The organism is Spirillospora sp. CA-108201 (genome assembly GCF_050936235.1).
GTDB lineage: Bacteria > Actinomycetota > Actinomycetes > Streptosporangiales > Streptosporangiaceae > Spirillospora.
This window is the reverse complement of the sequence record NZ_JBNJNE010000001.1, coordinates 6,355,566-6,377,251: the sequence shown is the minus strand read 5'-3', so window position 1 is coordinate 6,377,251 and position 21,686 is coordinate 6,355,566. Positions and strand designations below refer to the sequence as shown.

At 72.4% G+C, this 21,686-nt stretch carries 15 protein-coding genes; 8 read left to right on the top strand and 7 right to left on the bottom strand.

Annotation, left to right across the window (positions count from 1 at the left end; genetic code table 11):
• Positions 1-330: 330 nt before the first annotated feature.
• On the bottom strand, positions 331-804 hold the full coding sequence (locus ACQEU6_RS30755) for a nitroreductase/quinone reductase family protein (protein WP_499336533.1): 474 nt from the start codon (positions 802-804) through the stop codon (positions 331-333).
• Positions 805-902: 98 nt separating this feature from the next.
• On the opposite strand from ACQEU6_RS30755, the gene ACQEU6_RS30750 reads away from it, so the two are divergent.
• Complete coding sequence (locus ACQEU6_RS30750; RefSeq protein ID WP_499336532.1) at positions 903-1,481, top strand: TetR/AcrR family transcriptional regulator; 579 nt, start codon at positions 903-905, stop codon at positions 1,479-1,481.
• A gap of 84 nt (positions 1,482-1,565) precedes the next feature.
• Here ACQEU6_RS30750 and ACQEU6_RS30745 read toward each other — a convergent pair whose 3' ends face one another.
• Complete coding sequence (locus ACQEU6_RS30745; protein WP_499336531.1) at positions 1,566-2,459, bottom strand: hypothetical protein; 894 nt, start codon at positions 2,457-2,459, stop codon at positions 1,566-1,568.
• Positions 2,460-2,687: 228 nt separating this feature from the next.
• Here ACQEU6_RS30745 and ACQEU6_RS30740 point away from each other — a divergent pair, with 228 nt between their 5' ends.
• From ACQEU6_RS30740 to ACQEU6_RS30725, 4 genes are all read left to right on the top strand, one after another.
• Entirely contained in the window at positions 2,688-3,890 is a 1,203-nt protein-coding gene (locus ACQEU6_RS30740) for a sensor histidine kinase (RefSeq protein ID WP_499336530.1), read from the top strand.
• Positions 3,887-4,540 carry a response regulator gene (locus ACQEU6_RS30735; protein ID WP_499336529.1) on the top strand — a complete coding sequence of 218 codons (654 nt, stop codon included), beginning with the start codon at positions 3,887-3,889 and terminating at the stop codon, positions 4,538-4,540. Before ACQEU6_RS30740 ends, ACQEU6_RS30735 begins: the two co-directional genes overlap by 4 nt.
• 154 nt (positions 4,541-4,694) lie before the next feature.
• Positions 4,695-5,324: a hypothetical protein gene (locus ACQEU6_RS30730; protein ID WP_499336528.1), complete on the top strand. Its 630-nt coding sequence runs from the start codon at positions 4,695-4,697 to the stop codon at positions 5,322-5,324.
• A 55-nt stretch (positions 5,325-5,379) separates the two neighbouring features.
• Positions 5,380-6,567: a serine hydrolase domain-containing protein gene (locus ACQEU6_RS30725; protein WP_499336527.1), complete on the top strand. Its 1,188-nt coding sequence runs from the start codon at positions 5,380-5,382 to the stop codon at positions 6,565-6,567.
• Positions 6,568-6,576: 9 nt separating this feature from the next.
• Here the strand turns inward: ACQEU6_RS30725 and ACQEU6_RS30720 are convergent, their stop codons facing one another.
• Positions 6,577-7,188, bottom strand: a complete 612-nt coding sequence (locus ACQEU6_RS30720; RefSeq protein WP_499336526.1) for a LysE family translocator — start codon at positions 7,186-7,188, stop codon at positions 6,577-6,579.
• Between the two features lie 108 nt (positions 7,189-7,296).
• Between ACQEU6_RS30720 and ACQEU6_RS30715 the strand changes: the two genes are divergently transcribed.
• Positions 7,297-7,749 (top strand): Lrp/AsnC family transcriptional regulator, encoded by a 453-nt coding sequence (locus ACQEU6_RS30715; RefSeq protein WP_185029243.1) that lies wholly within the window; start codon positions 7,297-7,299, stop codon positions 7,747-7,749.
• 1 nt (position 7,750) lies between these two features.
• On the opposite strand, the gene ACQEU6_RS30710 is transcribed toward ACQEU6_RS30715, so the two are convergent.
• The 4 genes from ACQEU6_RS30710 to ACQEU6_RS30695 form a co-directional block, all read right to left on the bottom strand.
• Positions 7,751-8,638, bottom strand: coding sequence for a hypothetical protein (locus ACQEU6_RS30710; RefSeq protein ID WP_499336525.1), 888 nt, complete (start codon positions 8,636-8,638; stop codon positions 7,751-7,753).
• 169 nt (positions 8,639-8,807) lie between these two features.
• Positions 8,808-10,142 carry a crotonyl-CoA carboxylase/reductase gene (ccrA, locus tag ACQEU6_RS30705; protein WP_499336524.1) on the bottom strand — a complete coding sequence of 445 codons (1,335 nt, stop codon included), beginning with the start codon at positions 10,140-10,142 and terminating at the stop codon, positions 8,808-8,810.
• Between the two features lie 42 nt (positions 10,143-10,184).
• Positions 10,185-16,769 (bottom strand): SDR family NAD(P)-dependent oxidoreductase, encoded by a 6,585-nt coding sequence (locus ACQEU6_RS30700; RefSeq protein WP_499336523.1) that lies wholly within the window; start codon positions 16,767-16,769, stop codon positions 10,185-10,187.
• 104 nt (positions 16,770-16,873) lie between these two features.
• A complete protein-coding gene (locus tag ACQEU6_RS30695) occupies positions 16,874-17,128 on the bottom strand; it encodes a hypothetical protein (protein WP_499336522.1) in 255 nt (84 codons plus the stop codon).
• On the opposite strand from ACQEU6_RS30695, the gene ACQEU6_RS30690 reads away from it, so the two are divergent.
• Entirely contained in the window at positions 17,127-20,189 is a 3,063-nt protein-coding gene (locus ACQEU6_RS30690) for an MFS transporter (RefSeq protein WP_499336521.1), read from the top strand. The genes ACQEU6_RS30695 and ACQEU6_RS30690 overlap by 2 nt on opposite strands.
• Before the next feature lie 8 nt (positions 20,190-20,197).
• Positions 20,198-21,427: a glycosyltransferase gene (locus ACQEU6_RS30685; protein ID WP_499336520.1), complete on the top strand. Its 1,230-nt coding sequence runs from the start codon at positions 20,198-20,200 to the stop codon at positions 21,425-21,427.
• The last annotated feature ends 259 nt before the right edge of the window (positions 21,428-21,686 follow it).

The window sequence follows — 21,686 nt, the reverse complement described above, 5'->3', positions numbered from 1 at the left end:
TCCGTCCCCCTGCGTTGCGCGCCGTTCACACGGGGTAATTACTTACTTATGGGACCTGTGTGGGGCAAATCATGACCCGTGACGTACCCAAGGCGCAAAGTCTAGATCGGCAAACGTCCAGGTTCGGCCGGTGACGTGAGAAAATTTCACACTCTTTCCCGCCCCCGGGACCCGGCTCCAGCGCAAGGACACCGTCCGGCCTCACACGCCCAAAAACAGAGGAAATCCCTACTCACCGTCACAAGCGAAGCCCCACCCGCACCCAGCCAGACGAAACCACGGACACGCGTCCGCCTCCACGATCCGACACCGCCCACGACACCGCCCCGCTCAGCGACCGGCCCCCGCCGGGACGCCGAGGGGATCGAGACGGAAGACCGCCGTGGTCGCGGCGTGCGGAATGATCTCGGCGACGGACGCGTCGACGGCGAACGGCAGCTCGGGATCCTGGAATCCGGCCTGCGGCAGGTACGTCGCGAGGACCTCGGCCGCTTCCCGGCCCTCGACAAGGACGGCAGAGTAGTCGGCGTCCGTTCCGCCGGGGCCGTCCCGCTCGACGGTGCAGCGGCCGGCCGCCACGACGTTGCGCACCCAGTCGCGCCGCCGATGGGACGAGCACAGATAGAGCCTGCCGCCGACCCTGGTCACGTTGACCCCGAACGGGCGGGTCCGCCCGGTGCGCCGTCCCTCCGTCCTGACCACTCGGCGTGCCGGCGCACCCTCGCGATAAGGCTCGACGGGCGCGGCGCGGATGGCCTCGATCGCCCGCGCGGCGGCCTCCCGCCAGTCGGCCTGTGAAGTCATGCGGCACCACTTCCGTTCTCCTCAGATCCGGACCGGCGGTCCGGATACCGGCGCGGGCTACCATACGGACCAGCGGTCCGGATAGGCAAGGAGGACGGGTGGGCGGAACGGAACGTGCGGACGCCGCGCGCAATCGCGAGGCGATCCTGGCGGCGGCGGCCGAACTGTTCGACCGGGGCAGCGTGCAGGACGTCTCGATGAGCGACATCGCCGACGCGGCCGGGGTGGGAAAAGGAACCGTGTTCCGGCGCTTCGGCGACCGGACCGCGCTCATCCAGGCGGTGCTGCACCCGCGGGTCTCGGCGCTGCGGGAAGCCGTGCAAGCCGGCCCGCCACCACTCGGGCCGGGCGGAGGACCGGGCGAGGCACTGCACTCCTACCTCGACGGCCTCTTCGACTTCGTCTGGGCGAACCGCGGCCTCATCCGCGCGCTGGAGCACCGCGGCCCCTACGCCTACTACGCCAACGAGGCCAGCCGGTTCTGGATCGCGGAACTAGGCCGCCGCCTCCGCGCCGCCCGTCCCGGCGAGGACGCCGACTACCTGGCCCACGCCGTGTTCACCGCCCTCCGCGCCGACGTGATCGACTACCTCGTCACGGCCCAGGACATGCACCCGGACCGCATCCGAGCAGGCCTCCACCGCCTCGCCCTGCCCGCATCACACCCATGCCCCTGAGCACCGAACCCCGCCCCGACATGGAGCCACAGCGGAGCGCGGCCACCCCGCACTGACCGCATGCCGCCCCACGGGCGAACCCGATCAGCTGAAGAGATCCTCAACCGAGTCGGCGCTGACGGCGCGCTCGATCCACCGCTCGATCTGGTCGGAGTCGGTACATCCCTCGACCAGAGCACGGACGTCCTCGGGAACGTCGAGGCCGCGGATCTTGAGCATGAGCAGAAGTGCCTTGGCCTCCCCCTCGACACGGCCCTCGGTGCGGCCTTCGGCTCGGCCCTCGGTGCGGCCTTCGGCGCGGTGGGTGATGGCGAACTCTGACTGCCACTCGTAGTGGTCGAGCTTCACGATGTCCTCCATGAGTTTGCGGGCGGCGTCAGAGAACCGCGACAGTACGTAGTCATGATAGAGCGCGCCCACGTCGCCGGTCAGGGAGCCGATGGCGGTGGCCACGCTCCGGAGCACGGCTTCCGAGTGCGGGCCGTCCGCGTGCGCGGGGGCGCTGAGGACCGCCAGTTCGGGGAGGCGCCTGGCCTGGTCGGGGTCGGTGATCGGGGGCAGCATCCCGGGGTGGACGGTCAGGGGTTCGAGCACCCATCCCGGGTGGCCCATGTCGATCGGGAGGGCGCATCCTCTCGCCGTGGACTGGTCCGGGCAGAGCACGAGGAGCATGACGGGGCAGCGGCGCCGCAGGCGTAATGACGCCAGATAGGCGGGCCAGCTGTAGGACTTCTGCTTCAGGGGCCGTAACTGGCTCTCCACCACGACGCCCAGGACGGGCGACTTCGGGTCGCCGAGCAGGACGGTGGCGTCGCAGCGCAGTTCCGCCGGATTGGTGTCGGCGTAGGACTCCGACGCGAGCGTGGCACGGGCGTGATCGGAGACGTCGAGTCCGAAGACGCTCCGCAGGAGTTCGGGGACGAGCTGCGGCCGGTTGCGGACCATCTCCAGCGGCAGCTCATGTTCGGTCGTGGGCACGGATGCAAACTAAGAGTAATCGACTGGCAACATAGAGCTAACGACTTGGTTTCCTCCCTATGGGCTATGGGAGGTGAGACCTCGGTAGTCCGATCGCGCCATCGTTGTGGCCGGGGAGGGGCGGCGAGGGAGGTGAACTTTGGGGGTCGGCGCGGTTTGGGGAGGTCCGGGCCGAATCCCTCGCGCGAGCGAGGCGATCACGCCCGCTTTGGCCGTAATACTGGGTGAATGTCGGAACGGTTCGGTCAATTCTTCGCGCGCCCGCGTTCCCGTTCGGGGGCCGGCCGGTTCGTGGACGTGCTGGTCGCCGCGGCGGTCGCTGTTCCGGTGTTCGTCCCGTTCGGGACGGCGCCGGAGGTGTCGCCGTTCGGTGTGGTGTTCAACCTGGGCACGGTCGTGCCGCTCATCTGGCGGCGGCGGGCGCCGTTCGCGGTCGCGCTGGTCGTGGCGTCCTTCGCCATGGCGGTGTCGCTGCACCACCAGCCGGGCCAGCAGCTGCAGTACGGCGCGCTGGTGGCCATCTACACCCTCGCCGACCTGGGCCGCCATCGCTGGCAGCGCTGGGGCTTCATCGCCGCGATCGTGGCGACGATCCCGCCCGGTGCGCTGCTCGTCAAGGGCAACGACGCGGGCGAGTTCATGTTCACGCTGCTGCTGCCCATGACGGCTTTCCTGCTCGGCACGCTGACCCGGACCGCGCGGGAGCGGTCGGACGCGATGGCCGAACGGTCCGCGCAGCTCGAACGTGAACGCGAGGCGCTGGAGCGCGAACGCGAGGCCGAGGCGGCGCGGGCGGCGGCGGAGGAACGGTCCCGCATAGCGCGCGACATGCACGACGTGCTCGCGCACGCCGTCAGCATCATGGTCGTTCAGGCCGAGGCCGGCCCGGTGGTGGTCCACACCGATTCCGACCAGGCCGAACGGGTCTTCGACGCGATCGCCGAAGCGGGCCGGGACGCGATGGCCCAGCTGCGCCGTACGCTGGGCGTGCTGAAGAAGGAGCAGGACCACGGCGTACGCGCGCCGCAGCCGACCGTCGGCGCGCTGCCCGCCCTGGTCGAGCACGTCGACCGCACCCAGGTCCGCGTGCGGCTCACGGTCGAGGGCGCGAGCCGCGGCCTTTCCTCCGACGTCGACCTCGCGGCGTACCGCATCGTGCAGGAGGCGCTCACCAACACGGTGAAGCACGCCGGCGCGCGGACGGCCGAGGTCCGGCTCCGCTGGACCGAGCACGAACTGGAGATCAGGGTGACCGACGACGGGCAGGGCCGCGGCGAGAAGGATCCGGGCTGGCGGCGGGGCGGTGACGGTCTCATCGGCATCCGTGAACGCGCCGTCGCCTGCGGCGGCGCGGCCGAGGCCGGTCCGCTGCCTGGCCGCGGGTTCCAGGTCGTGGCACGTCTCCCCTGCGCCGCGGCGGTGACCGCGTGATCCGGGTGGTTCTCGCCGACGACCAGGAACTCGTCCGCAGCGGCTTCGCGATGATCCTCAACGCGCAGCCCGACATCGAGGTGGTGGCCGAGGCGGGCGACGGCGGCGCCGCGATCGCCGCCGTCGGCGAGCACGACCCCGACATCGTGCTGCTCGACATCCGCATGCCGGGCCTGAACGGCATCGAGGCCGCGAAGGCCGTCTGCGCCGAGACCCGAACCCGCGCGATCATGCTCACCACGTTCGACCAGGACGACTACGTCTACGACGCGCTCTACGCCGGTGCGAGCGGGTTCCTGCTCAAGGACGTGCGCCGCGACGATCTCGTGCACGCGGTCCGGGTGGTGGCGGCGGGGGAGTCGCTGCTCGCGCCCGCCGTCACCCGCCGCCTGATCTCCGACATCACGCGCAACCGCCCGCGTGCCGGCGCGGCCGTCTCCGACCGCCTGTCGGTCCTGACCGAACGGGAGCGCGAGACGCTGCGCCTGCTGGGCCGCGGCCTGTCCAACGCGGAGATCGCCGCGGCCATGGTCGTCAGCGAGCACACCGTGAAGACCCACGTCAGCAACGTCCTGGCCAAGCTCGGCATCCGCGACCGCGTCCAGGCGGTGATCGCCGCGTACGAGACCCGGCTGATCGAACCCTCCTGAGAGGGGACTCCCTCGCGCGGGGGAGCCGCACCCCGCTTCTCCCCCGCGCCACCGATGCCCGAAGATCGCCTGCGGCGGCGATCCGCCGGGACACCGGTCTCCCAGAGGATCGAGAGCGTAAGCACGCAGCTCACGAACCTCAGGAGAACCGCCCGTGACCAGGATCGCCTTCCATCTCGCCCCCGCCCTCATGCTCGCCTACGGCGTCGTCCGGCTCATCGACGGCCGCGACGGGCAGCACGGGCCCGGCCCCGCCTGGACGGTGGGCCACCTGCTCTTCCTGGGTTCGCTGCTCCTGTACGGGTTGGTGATCGCGGGACTGCGGCGGCGCATGCCGGTCGCGGAGCGCGGCAGGGCGCGCCGGATCACCGCCGGCGCCCTCACCGCGGTGGCCGCCGTCGGGCTGGTCACCTTCATCCGTGTCGCGGTGATCGACATCGTCGTCGGCCTGCGGGCGGCGGACGCCGCCGAGAAGAGCGCGCTCTCCGACCGGTACGCGGACGTTCCGGCCGTCCTCCCCCAGTCGCTCTACGAGATCGGGCCGGTGCTCTTCATGCTGGGCCTGACCGCCCTGCTCGTCCAGTACGCGGTCGTCGGCCCCCGGCGCGGCACCGCCGCCGTCAGCGCCGCCCTCCTCGTCCTGGCCTTCGCGGGCATCACGGCCGACCTGGACCTCCTGCCGGCGGGTGCGGCGCTGATCTGGCTGGCCCTCTTCCCGCACACCCGCGGGCAGATCCAGTCCGCTCCCGCGCGGCGCAGGGCCGAGGCCACCGCGACGGCCTAGGCCACCCCTCATTCGATCGACCACCCGTCACCACCGGACAAGCAGGGAATCGAACATGATCAAGCAAAGGCGTGCGCTGCGCGGCGCACTCACCCTGGCCGTGGCAACCGGTGTCGCGGTGAGCGCACTGACCGGCACCGGCACATCGCGGGCCGGAACCGGCCCCGCCGGAGCCGGCGGCACCGGCCAGGCCGAGCTGCGGCGGCTCCTGGACCGGCTGACCACGGTCGACGGCGGGCCCGGAGCAGTCGTCCAGGTGCGGGACCGGAACGGCGGCACGGTGCTGACCAGTGGCGTCGCGGACGTGGAGAGCCGTACGCCCATGCGCGGCGACAGCCTGTTCCGGATCGGCAGCATGACCAAGCCGTTCGTGGCCACGGTCGTACTCCAGCTGGTGGGGGAGCACCGCGTCGTCCTGGACGCACCGGTCGAGCGCTATCTGCCCGGCGTCGTACGCGGAAACGACAACGACGGGCGCATCGTCACCGTCCGCCAACTGCTCCAGCACACCAGCGGCATCCCCGACTACGTCGCCCTCCTCGACCCGCAGGAGATCCTCAAGGATCCGCTCGCCCACCACGACACCCGCGACCTGGTGGACCTCGCGCTCACCCGACCGCGCACCTTCAAGCCCGGCGACGGCTGGCGCTACTCCAACACCAACTACCTGCTGGCCGGCATGCTCATCGAGAAGGTGACCGGCCGCACCTACGGCCAAGAGATCCGCCGGCGCGTCATCCGGCCGCTCGGCCTGCGTCACACCTTCGTCCCGAGTGACACGTCGGCGATCCCCGGACCGCATCCGCGGGGATACGCGCGACCGGGCCCGAGCGCACCGCTCCTCGACGTCACCGCGATCAATCCCTCGGTCGCGGGCGCCTCCGGATCGATGATCTCCAGCGGGGCCGATCTCAACCGGTTCCTCGGCGCCCTCGTACGCGGCAGGCTGCTGCGCCCGGCCCAGCTGCGGGACATGATGAGGACCCGTCCGACCGGCGGCTCCGGCGACCGGGCCTACGGCCTGGGCCTGGAGAGCAACACGCTGCCCTGCGGCGGCGGCCTCTACTGGGGGCACGGCGGTGACATCTTCGGCTACGAGACCACGGGCGGCGCCACGGTCGGCGGCAGGCAGGCGACCGTCATGGTGAACGTCGACCCGGGCGGCACGGATGCGCAGAGCGACGACATGAAGGCCGCCGTCCAGACGGCGCTCTGCCAGGACAGGCCCGCGTCCTCCGGGTAGCAGATGCCGTCAGGGGAGGAGGTGGTCCAGGAGGAGCCAGGCGCCTATGGCGGTCATCGCGGCTCCGGAGAGGCGGGTGACGATGCGGGCGGCTGCGGGGTGGGGGGTCAGGACGGTGCGGGTCAGGGTGCCGAGGCAGAGGTAGAAGGCGGCGCAGGTGGCCATGAAGGTCAGGCCCAGGACGGCGAGCTGCGCGGGGACGGGCCAGGCGAAGCGCGGATCGGTGAACTGGGGCGGCAGCGCCAGGAAGATCAGCAGGCCCTTGGGGTTGAGGCCGCTCACGCCGACGCCGCGCAGGAAGGTGCTCCAGCGGGTGCCGGCGCCGGGCCGGACGTCGAGGGCGGAGGGGCGGGCGAAGGTCGTCGCCCCGTGCCAGACGAGGTAGAGGCCGCCGACGGCGGTGAGGCCGGTCAGGATGGACGGGGAGCCGGCGACCAGCGCGCCGACGCCCGCGGCGACGATCGCGGTCACCGCGGCGTAGCCGGCGATCAGACCGCCCACGGCGGGGGCGACCGAGCCGCCGCGCAGCCCGGCGCCGACGATGAAGGCCCAGTCCGCGCCCGGGACGACGATGAGCAGCAGCGCCACCGCCCAGAACGCGAGCACCGATCCCACCGCCATCGCATTCCTTCCCCACCGGGTGCCATTACGGGGAGAATACGATTGAATTGGCAGAAAGTGATTTCAACTTGTGCCGCAATGCGGGCCGTTCGTGGAAGGATCTGCTTCGTGGACGCCATCGATCGGAAGATCCTTGCCGTGCTCCAGGAGGACGGGCGGCTGACGGTCACCGAACTGGCGGCCCGGGTGGGGCTGAGCGTCTCGCCGTGCCACCGGCGGCTGCGGGAACTGGAGCGCGGCGGCACCATCCGCGGATACCGCGCGGTCGTCGACGCCGCCGCGCTCGGCCTGACCTTCCAGGCGCTGGTGTTCGTCACCATGCGGCAGGAGGACCGCGACACCCTGCTGGGTTTCGAGGCGGCCGTCGCGCGGGTGCCGGAGGTGGTGCAGGCCCAGCGGCTCTTCGGCGACCCCGACTACCTGCTGCGCATCGTCACCGCGGACCTGAAGGCGTACCAGGAGCTGGAGGACGACGTTCTCGCGGCGCTGCCGGGGGTGCAGCGGCTGAACTCCACGCTCGTGATGAAGCACGTCGTGAACGATCGGCCGCTGCCCACCTGAGCTACTGCCTGACGATCCAGTGGTCGTTCGCGCCCGCGCGGACGAACTGCAGCGACGGGCACAGATAGTCGCGGGGATCGGGGGTCGCCGTCGGCTGCCAGGGCGAGTCCGACGGGGTCGCCGGGGTCCAGGCGCCGTTTCGCCGGAGCCGGATGGAACTGCTCTCGAAGACGACGTTCTTCGCGTCCGCGCAGTAGTAGGCGTTGCCTGTGCTCGGGTTGCGGGTCGCGTAGATCTCGAAGATGTCCCAGCCGTAGGTGAGCGAGCTCGTGTCCCGGCCCGACTTGCTGTAGAGGAGGCTCCAGGAATTCGTCGTGTAGTTGTAGAGGTACGCCGACCACGCGTTGGTGGAGGCGTTCGTCCTGACGAGCTGGACGCTGTAGGCGGGGTGCCCGTTCACGCTCCTGGTGTAGGTCTGGAGGAAGGCGGCGTCCATCTTCACCTCCTTGGCGGGCCCGTTGCCTCCGCACCAGTCCCAGGCCCAGATCTCGTTCCCGACGGCCTGCGAGTAGACGGTCGTGATCTCCATGCAGGACCCGGCGGCCTTGATGGTGGGCGTGTAGGTGAAGTCGGCGCTGCCCGAGACCCGGTAGCCCGTGTCGACGCTGTGGGTGGCCGTCATCCCGTCGTGGGTGCCGGCGGCCGGCTCGACGCCCCAGAAATGGTGGATCTGCTCGCGGCGCAGGCGGGACTGGTGCAGGTCGCGAAATCTTTGGACGGCCCCGGCATTGCGAGCGTCGGGGGTGAAGGTGCGGGCGCCCTCGACGCGCCCGTACCTCGGTGCGGCCGGGTCGGGAGCGGAAGGGGCCGGCGCCGCGGAGGCTTCGGCGGCGGGAATGGCGGTAAAGGCGGCGAGAACGGCGCAGGCGAGCAGGGTTCGACGCTGCATCACGCGACTCCTTTTGGGGCGGGGGCGGTCTGCTGGCGCGCGCTAATGCCGTCCCAAAGAATCGCTATCCGCGCCTCGTACTGTCAACGAAACGTTTTTCAACCCGCCTTCAGAAGGCGTAGAAGCAAAAGGACGGGCCCCGCGCCCGGGCCCGCCCCGCCGGCGCGCGTCAGCGGCGGTAGAGGTTGAGCCTCTCCTCGCCGATGCGCTCGCGCAGCGCCGGGTCGTCCACGCCCTGGCCCTCGCCGGTCGCGCCGCACAGGACCGCGACCTTGCCGATGTGCTGGTTCGTCTGGACGGCCCGGGTCGCGTCCCCGGCCTCGTCCAGCGGGAAGACCTTCGACAGCGTCGGGTGGATCATGCCGAGCCCGATCAGCCGGTTGATCTCGACGGCCTCGTGGTAGTTGAAGCCGTGCGAGCCGATGATGCTCTTCAGCCGCATCCACAGGAACCGGTTGTCGTACTCGTGCCGGTACCCGGTGGAGGAGCCGCAGGTGACGATCTTGCCGCCGCGCCTGGCGACGTAGACGGACGCGCCGAACGTCTCGCGGCCGAGGTACTCGAACACGATGCCGGGGTCCTCGCCGACGAGCCGGCGGATCGCCTCGCCCAGCATCCGGCCGGCCTTCGGGTGCCGCAGGCCCTGCTCGCCGAGCTCCAGGTCGTTGCGGTTGATGATGTGCTCGCAGCCCTGCGACCGGACGATGTCGGCCTTCTCCTCGGAGGAGACCACGGCGACCGGAATGCCGCCGCCGTTCCTGACGAGCTGCGTCGCGAACGAGCCGAGCCCGCCGGTCGCCCCCCAGATCAGCACGACGTCGCCCTGCTTCATGCGGGCGCCGTGCGTCCCGACGAGCATCCGGTAGGCGGTCGCGGCGCACAGCGTGTTCGAGCCGGCCTCCTCCCACGTGAGGTGGGCGGGCTTGCGGATCAGCTGGTTCGCCTTGACGATGCAGTACTCGCCGAGCGACCCGAAGTTCGTCTCGAAGCCCCACGCGAGCTGGCTCTCCGACATCATGCCGTCGTCGTAGGAGCCGTGGTCCTCCTCGTCCACGTAGGACGGGGACAGCACGACCTTGTCGCCGACCTTCCAGCTCTTCACGCCGCTGCCGGTGCGCACGACGACGCCCGAGCCGTCCGAGCCGAGGATGTGGTATGGCAGGTCGTGGCGGGCGCCGTACCAGCCCTGCCGGCCGAACTTCTCCAGGAACGCGAACGTCGGGACCGGCTCGAAGATCGCCGACCAGACGGTGTTGAAGTTGATCGCCGCCGACATCACCGCGACGACGCACTCGTCGGGCGCGAGCTCGGGCATCTCGACCTCGCCGACGTGCAGGGAGCGGCGCACGTCCTTGTCGGTCTGGCCCTCGAAGATCCCGACCTCGTCCTTGCGGGTGAACGCCGCGCGGAAGCGGGTCGGCAGGTCGATCTCCTGCAGCTCGGGACCGCTCGCGCCGGACCTGACGGCGTCGAGCAGGGCGTTGGACGGGCCGGAGTGGGCCATGGGGGTGTCCTCCGTGGAACGGGGTTCGAGGGGGGCGGCCGTTCAGCGGGCCGTGATCGGCGCGGGGGCGGTGTCGCTCTCTCGCCGTCCCGCGAGCCGGGCCTCCAGGTGCGCGGCGAGAACGCCCACACCGGGCGGATCGAGCAGGTTGAGATGGTGCGCACCGGGGATCGTGACGATCTCCAGGTCGGCGCAGAGCCCGCCGAAACCGTTGGTCCCGTCGAGCACGTAGCGCGCGTCCCGCACGGCCCAGGGGGTCTCCTCGGGCGCGTGGTAGAGGACGACATGCCCGTCGTAGGGCTCCGGCTTGTACGCCTCCAGGGAACGGGTGTCCTGGTGGGACGTGAGCTGGTGGGTGAGCGCCGCCGGGGGGATGTGGTCCACCAGGGGCGCCGCACGCTCCATGACCAGCGCGAACTGCGACTCCTCGTCCAGCCCGGACAGCTCCTCGTAGGTGAGGGCGACCTCCAGGCCGTAGGTCTCGTTGATGTAGTCGGCGAAGGCGGAGAAGCGGCGGGCGAGGGTGTCGGACTCGTCGTCCACCGCCAGCGGGAGGCCCGCGTCGAACAGCGCGACGAACTCGACCTCGCGCCCCGCCGCCCGGAGCTGCCGGGCCGTCTCGTAGGCGAGGACGCCGCCGAACGACCAGCCGCCGAGCCGGAACGCGCCCTCGGGCTGCGCCTCCAGGAGATGCCGGACGTACCGGGCGGCGCGCTCCTCGACGGGCGGCGCGTCCTCGAACCGCTCCAGCCCGTACACCGGCTGGTCGTCGCCGAGCAGGTCGACGAGCTGCCGGTAGCAGGCGGTCGTGCCGCCGGCGGGATGCGCGATGAAGATCGGCCGCCGCCCCCCGGAACCGCTCGCGTCACTGCGGGGGGACGACCCCCCACGCCCCCCGGAACCGCTCGCGTCACTGTGGGGGGACGACCCCCCACGCCCCCCGGAACCGCTCTTGTTCAGCCGGCGGACGGTCTGCCGCGCCGCCTCCTCGTCCGCGGCCCTCAGGTACTCGGCGACGTTCTGCGCCGTCGGCGTCTCGAACAGCTCCCCGCGGGTGACCTCGCCGCCGAGCTCCGTCGCGACGAGCGCGACGACCTGGTCGGCGTGGTGGTCCTGGCCGCCGAGGTCGGCGAAGAAGTCGGCGGTGACGCCGACGCGGTCGAGGCCGAGGACGTCCTCGAAGATCCGGACGGCGAGGCGCTCGGCGGCGTCGCGCGGCATGACGTACCCGGACTCGGCGTTCGACGCCGCCGCGGGGACGGGGGCGGGGGCGCCGGCCAGGCCGAACTCGCCGGCCGCCCACTCCTCGAAGGCGTTCACGCTGGCGCCCTGGAGCAGCACCGACGCCGGGACGGTCAGCCCGAGGTCGTGCTCGACGCCGCTCTTGATCCGGACCGCGACGAGGGAGTCCAGGCCGAGGTCGGTGAGCGGGACGGCCGGGTCCAGGCGCTGCGGGTCGAAGCCGAGCACCGCCGCGATCCGGTGCCTGACCCGCGCCGCGATCATCCTGCGGGCGGTCGCCGGGTCGAGGTCCCCGAGCGCCTCCACGCCGGGCCAGTCGCCGGCGTCGTCCGCGCCCTGCTCGTCGGCCGCCGCGGTGAGCGCGGCGAAGTACGGCATGTTCCGGATCTCGGGGAACAACCCGACCGCGGTGGCGGGGTCGAAGCGCAGCACGCCCGTCGCCGCCCTGCCGTGCACGAGCAGCGCCTCCAGCGCCTGCGCGCCCTCCGCCGGGCTGATCGGGTCGATCACGGTGACCGACGTCTCGGCGGCCCCGCCGACCTGCGACCACGTGCCCCAGTTGATGGTCGTCCCGGGGCGCCCGTTCGCGCGCCGGTACGCCATGAGCGCGTCGATCGCGGCGTTCGCGGCGGCGTAGGCCGCCTGCCCCGGCGAACCGAGCAGCGCGGCCGCCGAGGAGTGCATGACGAGCCAGTCGAGGTCGAGGTCCCAGGTGGCCTCGCTGAGCCGCCGCGCGCCCTCGACCTTCGCCGTCCACACCCTGTGGAGATCCTCCGGGCCGAGGTCGGCGATCAGCCGGTCGTCGATCGCCCCCGCGCCGTGGACCACGCCGCACAGCCGGGTCCCGCCCTCCTGGGCGACCCTGACCAGGCGCTCGGCCGTGCCGGGCCGGGCGATGTCGCCGAGCACGACGCCGACGTCCACGCCGTCCTCGCGCAGGCCGGCGATCACCTTCTCGGCGTCGGCGCCCGGGCCGCCGCGTCCGGACAGGACGATGCGCCCGGCGCCCCGCTCGGCCAGCAGGCGCGCGGTGACCAGGCCGATGCCGCCGTACCCGCCGGTGATGACGTAGGCGCCGCCGCGCCGGACGACGCGCTTCTTCCTGGCCGGCGTCTCCGGCAGGACGGCCTGCGCGAGCCGCGCCACCTGCCGCGTGCCGGCGCGCCAGGCGACCTCCCGCGCGCCGTCGCCCGCGAGGAGTTCCGCGACGAGATCCGCGGGACGGTCGACGTCCACATGGGTGGCGCGCTGGACGGTGCGTTCGAACGCCAGAACCCTGGTGAGCGCGCTGACGAACCCGTGACCGGGCAGGCCCTCGCCCGACAGGGGCAAGGCCGAGCGGGTCGCGACGTAGAGGCGGGGGCCGTCCGGCAGCGAGCGGCTCACCCCGGCGACGGCGAGGACGAGTTCCTCGTCCACGAGATCGGCGGGCGGGACGAGCACGACGCCCTCGACCGGCTCGTCCATGGCCGGGTGGTCGTCCGGCGGCCGGTTCGTCGGCCGGTGCCGGACGACGCGCTTCCCGCGTCCGCCCAGGCCGGCGGCGGTCGCGTCGCCCAGCGCGTCGCCCTCGTCGGCCAGCACGAGCCAGGTGCCGCCTTCGGACGGCTCCGCGCCCTCCGGAAGGGGCGTCTCGTCCCAGACGAGTTCGACCAGCTTGTCGCCGAGCGGGACGGGGATGTCGTGGCGCTCCACCCGGCGGAGCACGATGCCGGTCGCCTCGGCGAGGACCTGGCCGTCCGCCGCCAGAAGGACGGCCGAGCCCGTCACGGCCTCCTCGTCCCGGACGGCCTTCGCCTGGACGTGCCCGCCGCGATGCGTCGGCCCGAACACCCGGAGGCTGCCGATCGTCTCGGCCTGCCACACGCCGCCGTCGCCGCCCGCCGCCTCGTCCGACAGGACGGACAGGCAGCGGTCGAAGACCTCGGGGTGCAGCCGGTACTGGCGGCTGCCGCGCTCGGCGGCGGCGACCTCGGTGGCCGCGCCCGGCCCGGCCGCGGCGGGGGGACGGTGGTCCTCGCCGACGTCCGCGCTGGCCAGCCGCGTCCACGTGCCCGCGGGGGTCAGCGCGTGGATCTCCACCCGCTGCTCCGCCTCGGTGAACGTCGTCGTCACGGTCGTGTGGTCGGCGAGCGCGAGCGGCCGCTCCATCCACAGGCTGTTGACACGGACGTCCCCGGTGCCGAGCGCGGCCGCCCCGGCGGCGAGCGCCATCTCCGCGAACGCCGCGACCGGCAGGGCGTGCAGCCCCGCCCAAGCGCCGGCGCCGGCCGCCGCGCGCAGCCACGGCTGGGCGGCGAGCCCCACGTCGGCGCGCCAGGCGTGCCGGTCTTCTCCGGGAAGCTCCACATGCGCGCCGAGCAGCGGATGCTCGTCGCGCCTGCCCGACGTGCGCGCCGAAAGGTCGACCCAGTGCCGCTCGTGCCGCCACGGCGACCGCGGGACGTCGACGATCCGCCCGTCCACGGGCCGTCCGACCGCGTGGCCGTGCGCGGCCAGGGTGGCGAGCTGCGCGTGGAACGTCAGCGTGTCGTCGGTCTCCTGGCCCTTCGGCGCCCGCTTGAGCGTGTGGGTGACGAGCGCGCCCGTCCCGTCCAGGGTCTCGCCGACCGCGTGCGCCAGGATCGGGTGCGCGTTGACCTCGACGAACGTCCGGAAGCCGTCCTCTGCGGCGGCCGCGACCGCGTCCGTGAGCCGCACCGCGTTCCGCAGGTTCGCGGCCCAGTGGTCGACGCCGAGGGCGGACGCCGAGTCGAGGTACGCGCGGGGGTCGTCCAGGGCGGTGGTGTAGAGCCTGATGCCCTCGGCGAGCGGGGCGCCCCGCTCGACGCCCACGTCGGCGAGGAGTTCGCGCAGTTCGGGGAGGAGCGGGTCGACCTGGGGCGAGTGGCCGGCGCCCTCGGCCTGCACCATCCGGGCGAGCCGGCCCTCGGCCTCGGCCCGCTCGACGATCTCGGCGACCTGGCCGGCGTCGCCGGTCACCACGGTCTGCTTCGGCGAGGAGTGCACGGCCGCGTAGACCTCGGGCAGGCCCTCGCCGAGGCGCGCCACCTCGGCGGCGGACGCGCCGAGGACCGCCATCGCGCCGCCCCCGACGAGCCGCGTCAGCAGGCGGGACCGGCGGCAGATGACGCGGACGCCGTCCTCCACGGTCAGCGCGCCCGCGACGACGGCCGCCGCGACCTCGCCCATCGAGTGGCCGACCACCGCGCCGGGCGTGACGCCGTACGCCCGCCACATGCGGGCGAGGGCGATCTGGATCGCGAACAGCACCGGCATCGTGTCGGCCGGGCCGTCCGGCCTGCGGCCCTCTTCGAGGAGCGCCCACAGGCCGGGGCCGCCCTCCTCGGCGAACAGGCCGTCCAGGTCGTCGATGGCCTCGGCGAACGCGGGCTCCTCCTCCAGAAGCCGCTGCGCCATGCCCGCGCGCTGCGCCCCGTACCCGGAGAACACCCACACGGGACGGCCGGGCGCCCCGAGCGCCGTGCCCGTCACCACGCCCGGGTGGGGACGGCCTTCGGCGAGGGCGGTCAGCCCTTCCACGAGCCCCGCGCCGTCCCGGGCCGCGACGGCGGCGCGGGCCCGGCCGCGCCCGGCGCGCCTGTGCAGGGTGCGGGCGACGTCGGCGAGATCCGCGTCCTGGTCCGGGAGCCACTCGGCCAGGAGGGCCGCGTGGTCGCGGACACGGTCGTCGCTGGTGTCGGACAGCGGGAACGTCCTGACCACCGCCGGAAGGACGGTCGTCTCCTGCGCGGGCGCCTGTTCCAGGATGACGTGCGCGTTCGTCCCGCCGAAGCCGAACCCGGACACGCCCGCGCGCGCGGGATGCCCCCGGTCGGGCCACGGCGTCTCCTCCGCGACGACCGCGAGGCGCAGCTCGTCGAACGGGATGTGCGGGTTGGGCTCCTTGTAGTGCGCGCTCGGCGGGATGACCCGGTGGTGCAGCGCGAGAACCGTCTTGATGAGGCCCGCGATGCCCGCGGCGGACTCCATGTGCCCGAGGTTGGACTTCGCGGACCCGAGCAGCAGCGGCTCCTCGGGATCGCGGCCCGCGCCGAGGACCTCGCCGACCGCCTTGGCCTCGATGGGGTCGCCGAGGAACGTGCCCGTCCCGTGGGCCTCGACGTAGTCGACGCCGCGCGTGTCGATGCCGGCGCTCGCGTACACGTTCCGGAGCAGGGCCCGCTGGGCGTCGGAGTTCGGGGCGACGAGGCCGTTGGAGCGCCCGTCGGAGTTGACGCCGGAGCCGCGGATCACGGCGAGGACGCGGTCGCCGTCCCGCTCCGCGTCCGACAGCCGCTTCAGGACGACGGCGCCGCAGCCCTCCGCGCGGACCATGCCGTCGGCGGACGCGTCGAACGCCTTGCAGCGCCCGTCCGCCGCCGTCCCGCCGGCGAGGTCGAACGTCATCGTGACGGTCGGCGACAGCAGCAGGTTCACGCCCCCGGCCAGCGCCACGTCGGCCTCGCCGCTCCGCAGCGCCTGCACGGCGAGATGCGCCGAGACCAGCGACGACGAGCAGGCCGTGTCGACGATCATGCTGGGGCCGCGCAGGTCGAGCAGGTACGACAGCCGGTTCGCGATGATGCTGAGCGCCGCGCCCGTCGCCGTGAACGGTTCGAGGGACGCCAGGTCGGACGCGGTGAACGCGGCGTACTCCGGCGCGGACACGCCGACGAAGACGCCCGTGCGGCTGCCGCGCAGCGACGCCGGGCCGATGCCCGCGTGCTCGAACGCCTCCCACGCCACTTCGAGGACGAGCCGCTGCTGCGGATCCATGACCGCGGCCTCGCGCGGGGTGATGCCGAAGAACTGCGCGTCGAACTCGGCCACGTCCCGCAGGAAGCCGCCGAGCCGCGTCGTGGTGCCGAGCAGGTCGCCGACCTCGGGGGAGCCGTCGTCGAACGCGTCCCACCGGCCGTCCGGCACCTCGCGGATCGCGTCGCCGCGCCCGGTCAGGAAGCGCCAGTACTCGTCCGGGCCGGTCAGGTCGCGGCCGCCGCCGGGGAAGCGCAGGCCGGCGCCGACGACGGCGATCGGCTCGTCGCCCGCGGCGCGCCGCACGACCGGCTCCGGCGCCGGGGGCTCCTCGGGGGTCCCGCCCGCCAGCGCGACGGAGAGCTTGTTGATCGTCGGGTGCTCCCAGACGAGGGTGGCGGGGAGGGCGCGCCCGAGCATCTGCTCGAGCTCGCCGGCGATCGCGACCGCGTCCCTGGAGGCCAGACCGAACTCCTCCAGCGGCCGGTCGGGGTCGACGTCGGCGGCGGTGGTCCTGGAGCGGCGCGCGATCTGCTCGATCAAGTGCCGGCGGACCGAATCCTCGCTGATCCGTGTCTCGTCCTGCGCGTTCTCCCGCGCGGCTCCGGAACGATCGTTGCTCTGCATGCGGTGGGTTCCCCCCATGAAACCGGGATCGTTCGTCGAAGCGGAGGGACCACTTTGTCTTACGATGAGCGACTCACGATGCGCACCCAGACCACTTTTCTCCCTCATGTCTTGTCACGGCGATGACAAGACTCGGCAGTAACCAATGTGGCCTGATGGGATAGTTGTGGTACCACGGCCCGCAGCCGGGGCTGGGTAACGAAGCGCGAACCAATAGTAACAATAGCGACGACTTTTTTAGGGGGAAGCGGCGGATTTCCGCGGCCGGCGCGGAAGTCCACGCCGTACGGACTGTTGACTCGCGGCCGATACCGATGGGCGCTGGCGGTGGTGGCCGTCAGCGCATTCATGATCACCATGGACAACACGGTGGTCGCGAACGCGCTGCCCACCATCATGAGCGACCTCGACATGTCCAACTCGGCCAAGGACTGGGTCGCCACCGGATACATCCTGATGTTCTCCTGCCTGATGGTGGCGGGCGGACGGCTCACCGACGTCTTCGGCTGCCGCGTCACCTTCGTGTCGGGAATGGTCGTCTTCACCGCCGCGTCCGCCGTGTGCGGCCTCGCCCCCGACTCGGCGACCCTCATCCTCGCCCGCGTCGCGCAGGGCGCCGGCGCCGCCCTGGCCCTCCCCGCCACGCAGGTCATGGTCACCGTCGGGCGCACCGACAAGCAGCGCTCCCTCGGCACGATCGTCTGGGTCGGCGCCGGCTCCAGCGCCACCGCCCTCGGCCCCACCATCGGCGGTTTCATCGTCCAGCAGTGGAGCTGGGGCTGGATCTTCCTGATCAACATCGTGCCCGGCGTCCTGGTCATCCTGCTCGGCCTGGTCGTGCTCACCGGCAAGGGCGAGAACCGCGACGCCCGCGTCGACCTGCCCGGCGTCCTCATCTCCGCCACCATGCTGTTCGCCTTCACCTACGGGCTGGAGTCGGGGAACAAGCACGGCTGGGCCGACCCGTCCGTCCTCAGCGTGTTCGCGCTCGCGTTCATCGCCCTGGCCTGCTTCGTCCTGGTGGAGAGCTGGGCCCCCGACCCGATGATCAACCTGCGGTTCTTCCGCAACCGGGTCTTCGCCGGCGGCCTGCTCTCCCAGATGCTCTACGGCATCGGCTTCAACGGGATGATCTTCTATTCGGCGACCTTCCTGCAGCGCTTCCTCGGCTTCTCCCCGCCCCGGGCGGGCCTGGTGATGCTGCCGCCGTCCATCGCCATCATGGTCATGACGCCCGTCGCGTTCTGGCTGGCCGCCAAGCTCGGCCCCCGCCCCGCCATCGGCGGCGGCCTCGCCCTCATGGCCTTCGGCATGTTCCTGTTCTCCACCATCCAGCAGGGCGACGGCTACGCCGACCTCATGCCCGGCGTCATGATCGTCGGCGTCGGTGCCGCGATGGGCATGCCGCTGGTCATGTACGTCCTGAAGGCCGTCCCGGAGCAGCAGGCGGGCGTCGCGAGCGGCATCATCAACGTCATCCGCGAGGCCTCGGGCGCCTTCGGCATCGCCATCGTCGGCCTGCTCATCCACCACGTCCCCGCGGAGGGCGCGAGCGCCGCCGAACTGGAGACGTTCCGCAGCGGCACCGCCTCCGGCCTCATCCTCGGCGCCGTCCTCGTCCTCGTCGGCGGCCTGATCAGCGGCCTCACCCTCCCCAGCCGCCGCGGCTGGCTGGGCCCCAAGCACGGCAAGTCCTCCCCTCTCGTCGACCCCGAGCCCCGCCGCCCCGCGACGCCTCCGCGCGAGCCCGTCCCCGCCCTGACCGCCCCGGTCGCGGTCGCCACCCCACCGGGCGAGCCCCTCCCACTCCCCCTGACCTGGGAGGAAGACCCCATGCCCGACCCCACCCCGGGCCCCCACTGGTGGACCGACACCGACCCCAAACCCCAGGACGACACCTACACCTGGACCACCGAAACCCCCTGGCCTCCGCCCCCACCCACCCCCAACCCGTGGAAAGACTGGCCCGCCCGAGAGCCGCAGCCGCTCGCCCCCACCGAGCCGCCACCAAGCACCCCCGCAGAAGCACCACCTCGCACCGCTGCCTCCCCACCCCCGGGCGCCCCCACAGACCTGCCACCCGGCACCGCCCCCTCCCCACCCCCAGGCAATCCCACAGACCTGCCACCTGGCACCGCCCCTTCCCCACCTCCCACGGACCTGCCACCCCGCAACGCTGCCTTCCCACACCCCGGCAGTCCCACGGACTTGCCGCCTGGCACCGACCCCTCTCCGCTCCCGGGCCCTCCCTCCATCCCTCCGCCGGTCGACGCTCCCGCAGGCATAGGCCCCACCCCGCCGCCCGGCGACCCTTTCGTGTCCGAGCCACCGGCCGAGGCCCCCGGACCACCGCCCCCGGAAAGCACCCCGCGCCGAGAAGCGCCAAAACCTCAAAACACGCGCAACATCACCGACACCCCCTCCGGCCCCCCACAGGTCCCGCACCCCTCAGCCGAGGCGCTCCCCCGAACCCCCACCTCGCAGCGCCCCCAGCTGTCCGACCAGCCAGCCGGACAAAACCCGGCCAACGAAGAGCCCGCCGTCACGTCCCTCGGGGAGCATCAAGAACTCCCAATAGGCGCCCTCTCCCACCCCCCGGGCTCCCCGCACGCCCCCGGTGAGCACAACCTGGCCCTCCCTGACACCGAGCCGTCCAGCACCAGTAGCTCGCCACAAAACAAGGCCCCCGAGGCCCCGAGAGACACCAATCCCACCGGTGGTCGTCCCATCGGGGACGTGGAAGCCCCGCAGAGCGCAGCCCCACCGAGCACGGGCGGCACCGCCGAACCACCCGGCCCCCAGTGGGACGAAAAGGCAGCGCCGAGTGAGCACGCCCTCGGCACTAACGCCCCTCCCTCCCAGGGAGCCGAACCCCCATCCGAGGACCGCTCGGAAGTCCCGGCCGAGATCGCCGGGGGCTCCGGGCAATCCCCGGCTGAGAGCCCGGCCGCTCTGCCGTACAACCCCCCAAGCGAACCCGACGAGCACGCCGACCGGGACGTAAGCGGCGAGGCCCGGCTCGAAGCCTCGGACACCATCCCCGCCGAAGCCGGGACGCGAGCGACCGACGATGCGGACGCAGCGCCGTACGGAGGGTCGGGGACACCCGTGCAGGCCACCCCACCCGAGCGCACCGCCGAGGACCAGCCTGGTGGGCTGGGGGTTGTCGGCGGTGTTGGTGAGGGGAGTGCGGACCTCTCTCTGCGTGGGCGGGCGATGGGGTCCCGGGAGGGTGTCGAGGGCGCGGCCGGTGAGGGGGCTCTCGGGGAAGGCTCCGGGGACGGTGTGGGTTTCGAGGAGCCCGGCGAAGGCGGGGTTGGGGGGCGGCCCGCGCCGCCGGAAGGGTGGTACGAGCCTTACATGCCCGAGGAGGAGCCGGTGGAGAAGCCTCGGATCGTCCCGCGCAGTGATGCCTGGTAGGAGGTAGCGTGAGCCGGATCGTGATCTTCGCGGCGGGGTCGCGGGGGGACATCCAGCCCTGCGTGGCGCTCGGGCGGGCACTGCGGGCGCGGGGGGACGACGTGCGGCTGGTGGCGAGTGCGCGGTACTCGCCGATGGTCGTCGCGGCGGGGCTTGAACTCGCGCCGCTGACGGCGGATCCGACGGAGATCCTCGAATCCGACGCCGGGCAGGAACTGCTGGCCGGGGGGCGGAATCCGGTGAAGTTCCTCGGCGGCTTCCGGCGGATCCTCGGGCCGATGGCCGAGCGGCTGCTGGCCGAGTGTTCGGACGCGTGCAAGGGCGCAGATCTGATCTTGGGACCCACACTGGGATTCCTTCCTCGGCATCTGGGCGAGCATCTCGGTGTTCCATGGGCGTTGATCCATTTCCAGCCGAGCGAGCCGACCGGGGCGTTTCCGCACCCGTTCGTCCCGCAGGCGCGCGTGCTCGGGCCTTGGGCGAAGCGGGCGAGCTTCCTCGCGGTCGATCAGATCGCGTGGCAGCTGTCGCGCCCGTTCATCAACCCGTGGCGGGACCAGGCGCTGGGGTTGCCGCGGCTGCCGCTGCGGGGCCGGCGGACCGACGGCGCCCCGGTCCTGGCGTGCTTCAGTCCGACGGTGGTCCCGCGCCCCGAGGACTGGGCCTCCAACGTGAACATGACGGGCTACTGGTTCCTTGACGAGCCGGAGTGGGAGCCTCCCGCGGAACTCGCGGAGTTCCTGGCTGCCGGGCCCGCACCGGTGTACGTCGGGTTCGGGAGCATGGTGCCGAAGGACGCCGAGATGACCGGGATGGCCGTGCGGGCGGCCCTGAAGCTCGCCGGCGTGCGGGGCATCGTCCAGGGCGACCCGGCGACGTCGGACGCGAACGTGTTCGCCGTCCGGGACGTGCCGCACTCGTGGCTGTTCCCGTGCATGGCGGCGGTCGTGCACCACGGGGGTGCCGGGACGACGGCGGCGGGGCTGCGGGCGGGCGTGGCCACGGTGGTGTGCCCGTTCTTCGGCGACCAGCCGTACTGGGGCGAACGCATCGCGGCGCTGGGGGCGGGGCCCGCCCCGTTGCCGTTCCGCGCGATGACCGTCCCGCGGCTCGCGTCCAAGATCGGGCGTGCGGTCGGGGATCAGGGGATGGCCGACCGGGCGAGTGAACTGGGGCGGCGCATCCGGGACGAGGACGGCGTCGGCCGGGCACAGGGGATCATCGACTCGCTCCTTTGATGGGCGTCATCTTCACATCGCGCGGGGGCGTCTTGGCCCGACGGGGCGAGGGGGTTTGGTGCGCCTTGCGGATAGGGAAGGCCCGCCTTGCGGAGCGGTTAGTTTTCGCGTGGGCGGGGCGTCGTCTGGCGTCCCCGACAAGGGCGACTTCTGCGGAAGACAGAATGATTCGAAATTCGGCGCTCAACGCCGTTTGTAAGGCACGCACCGAGACGCGCCTGTCCGACACTTCATGCCATTCGTAAGGTAGGCGCCGAGG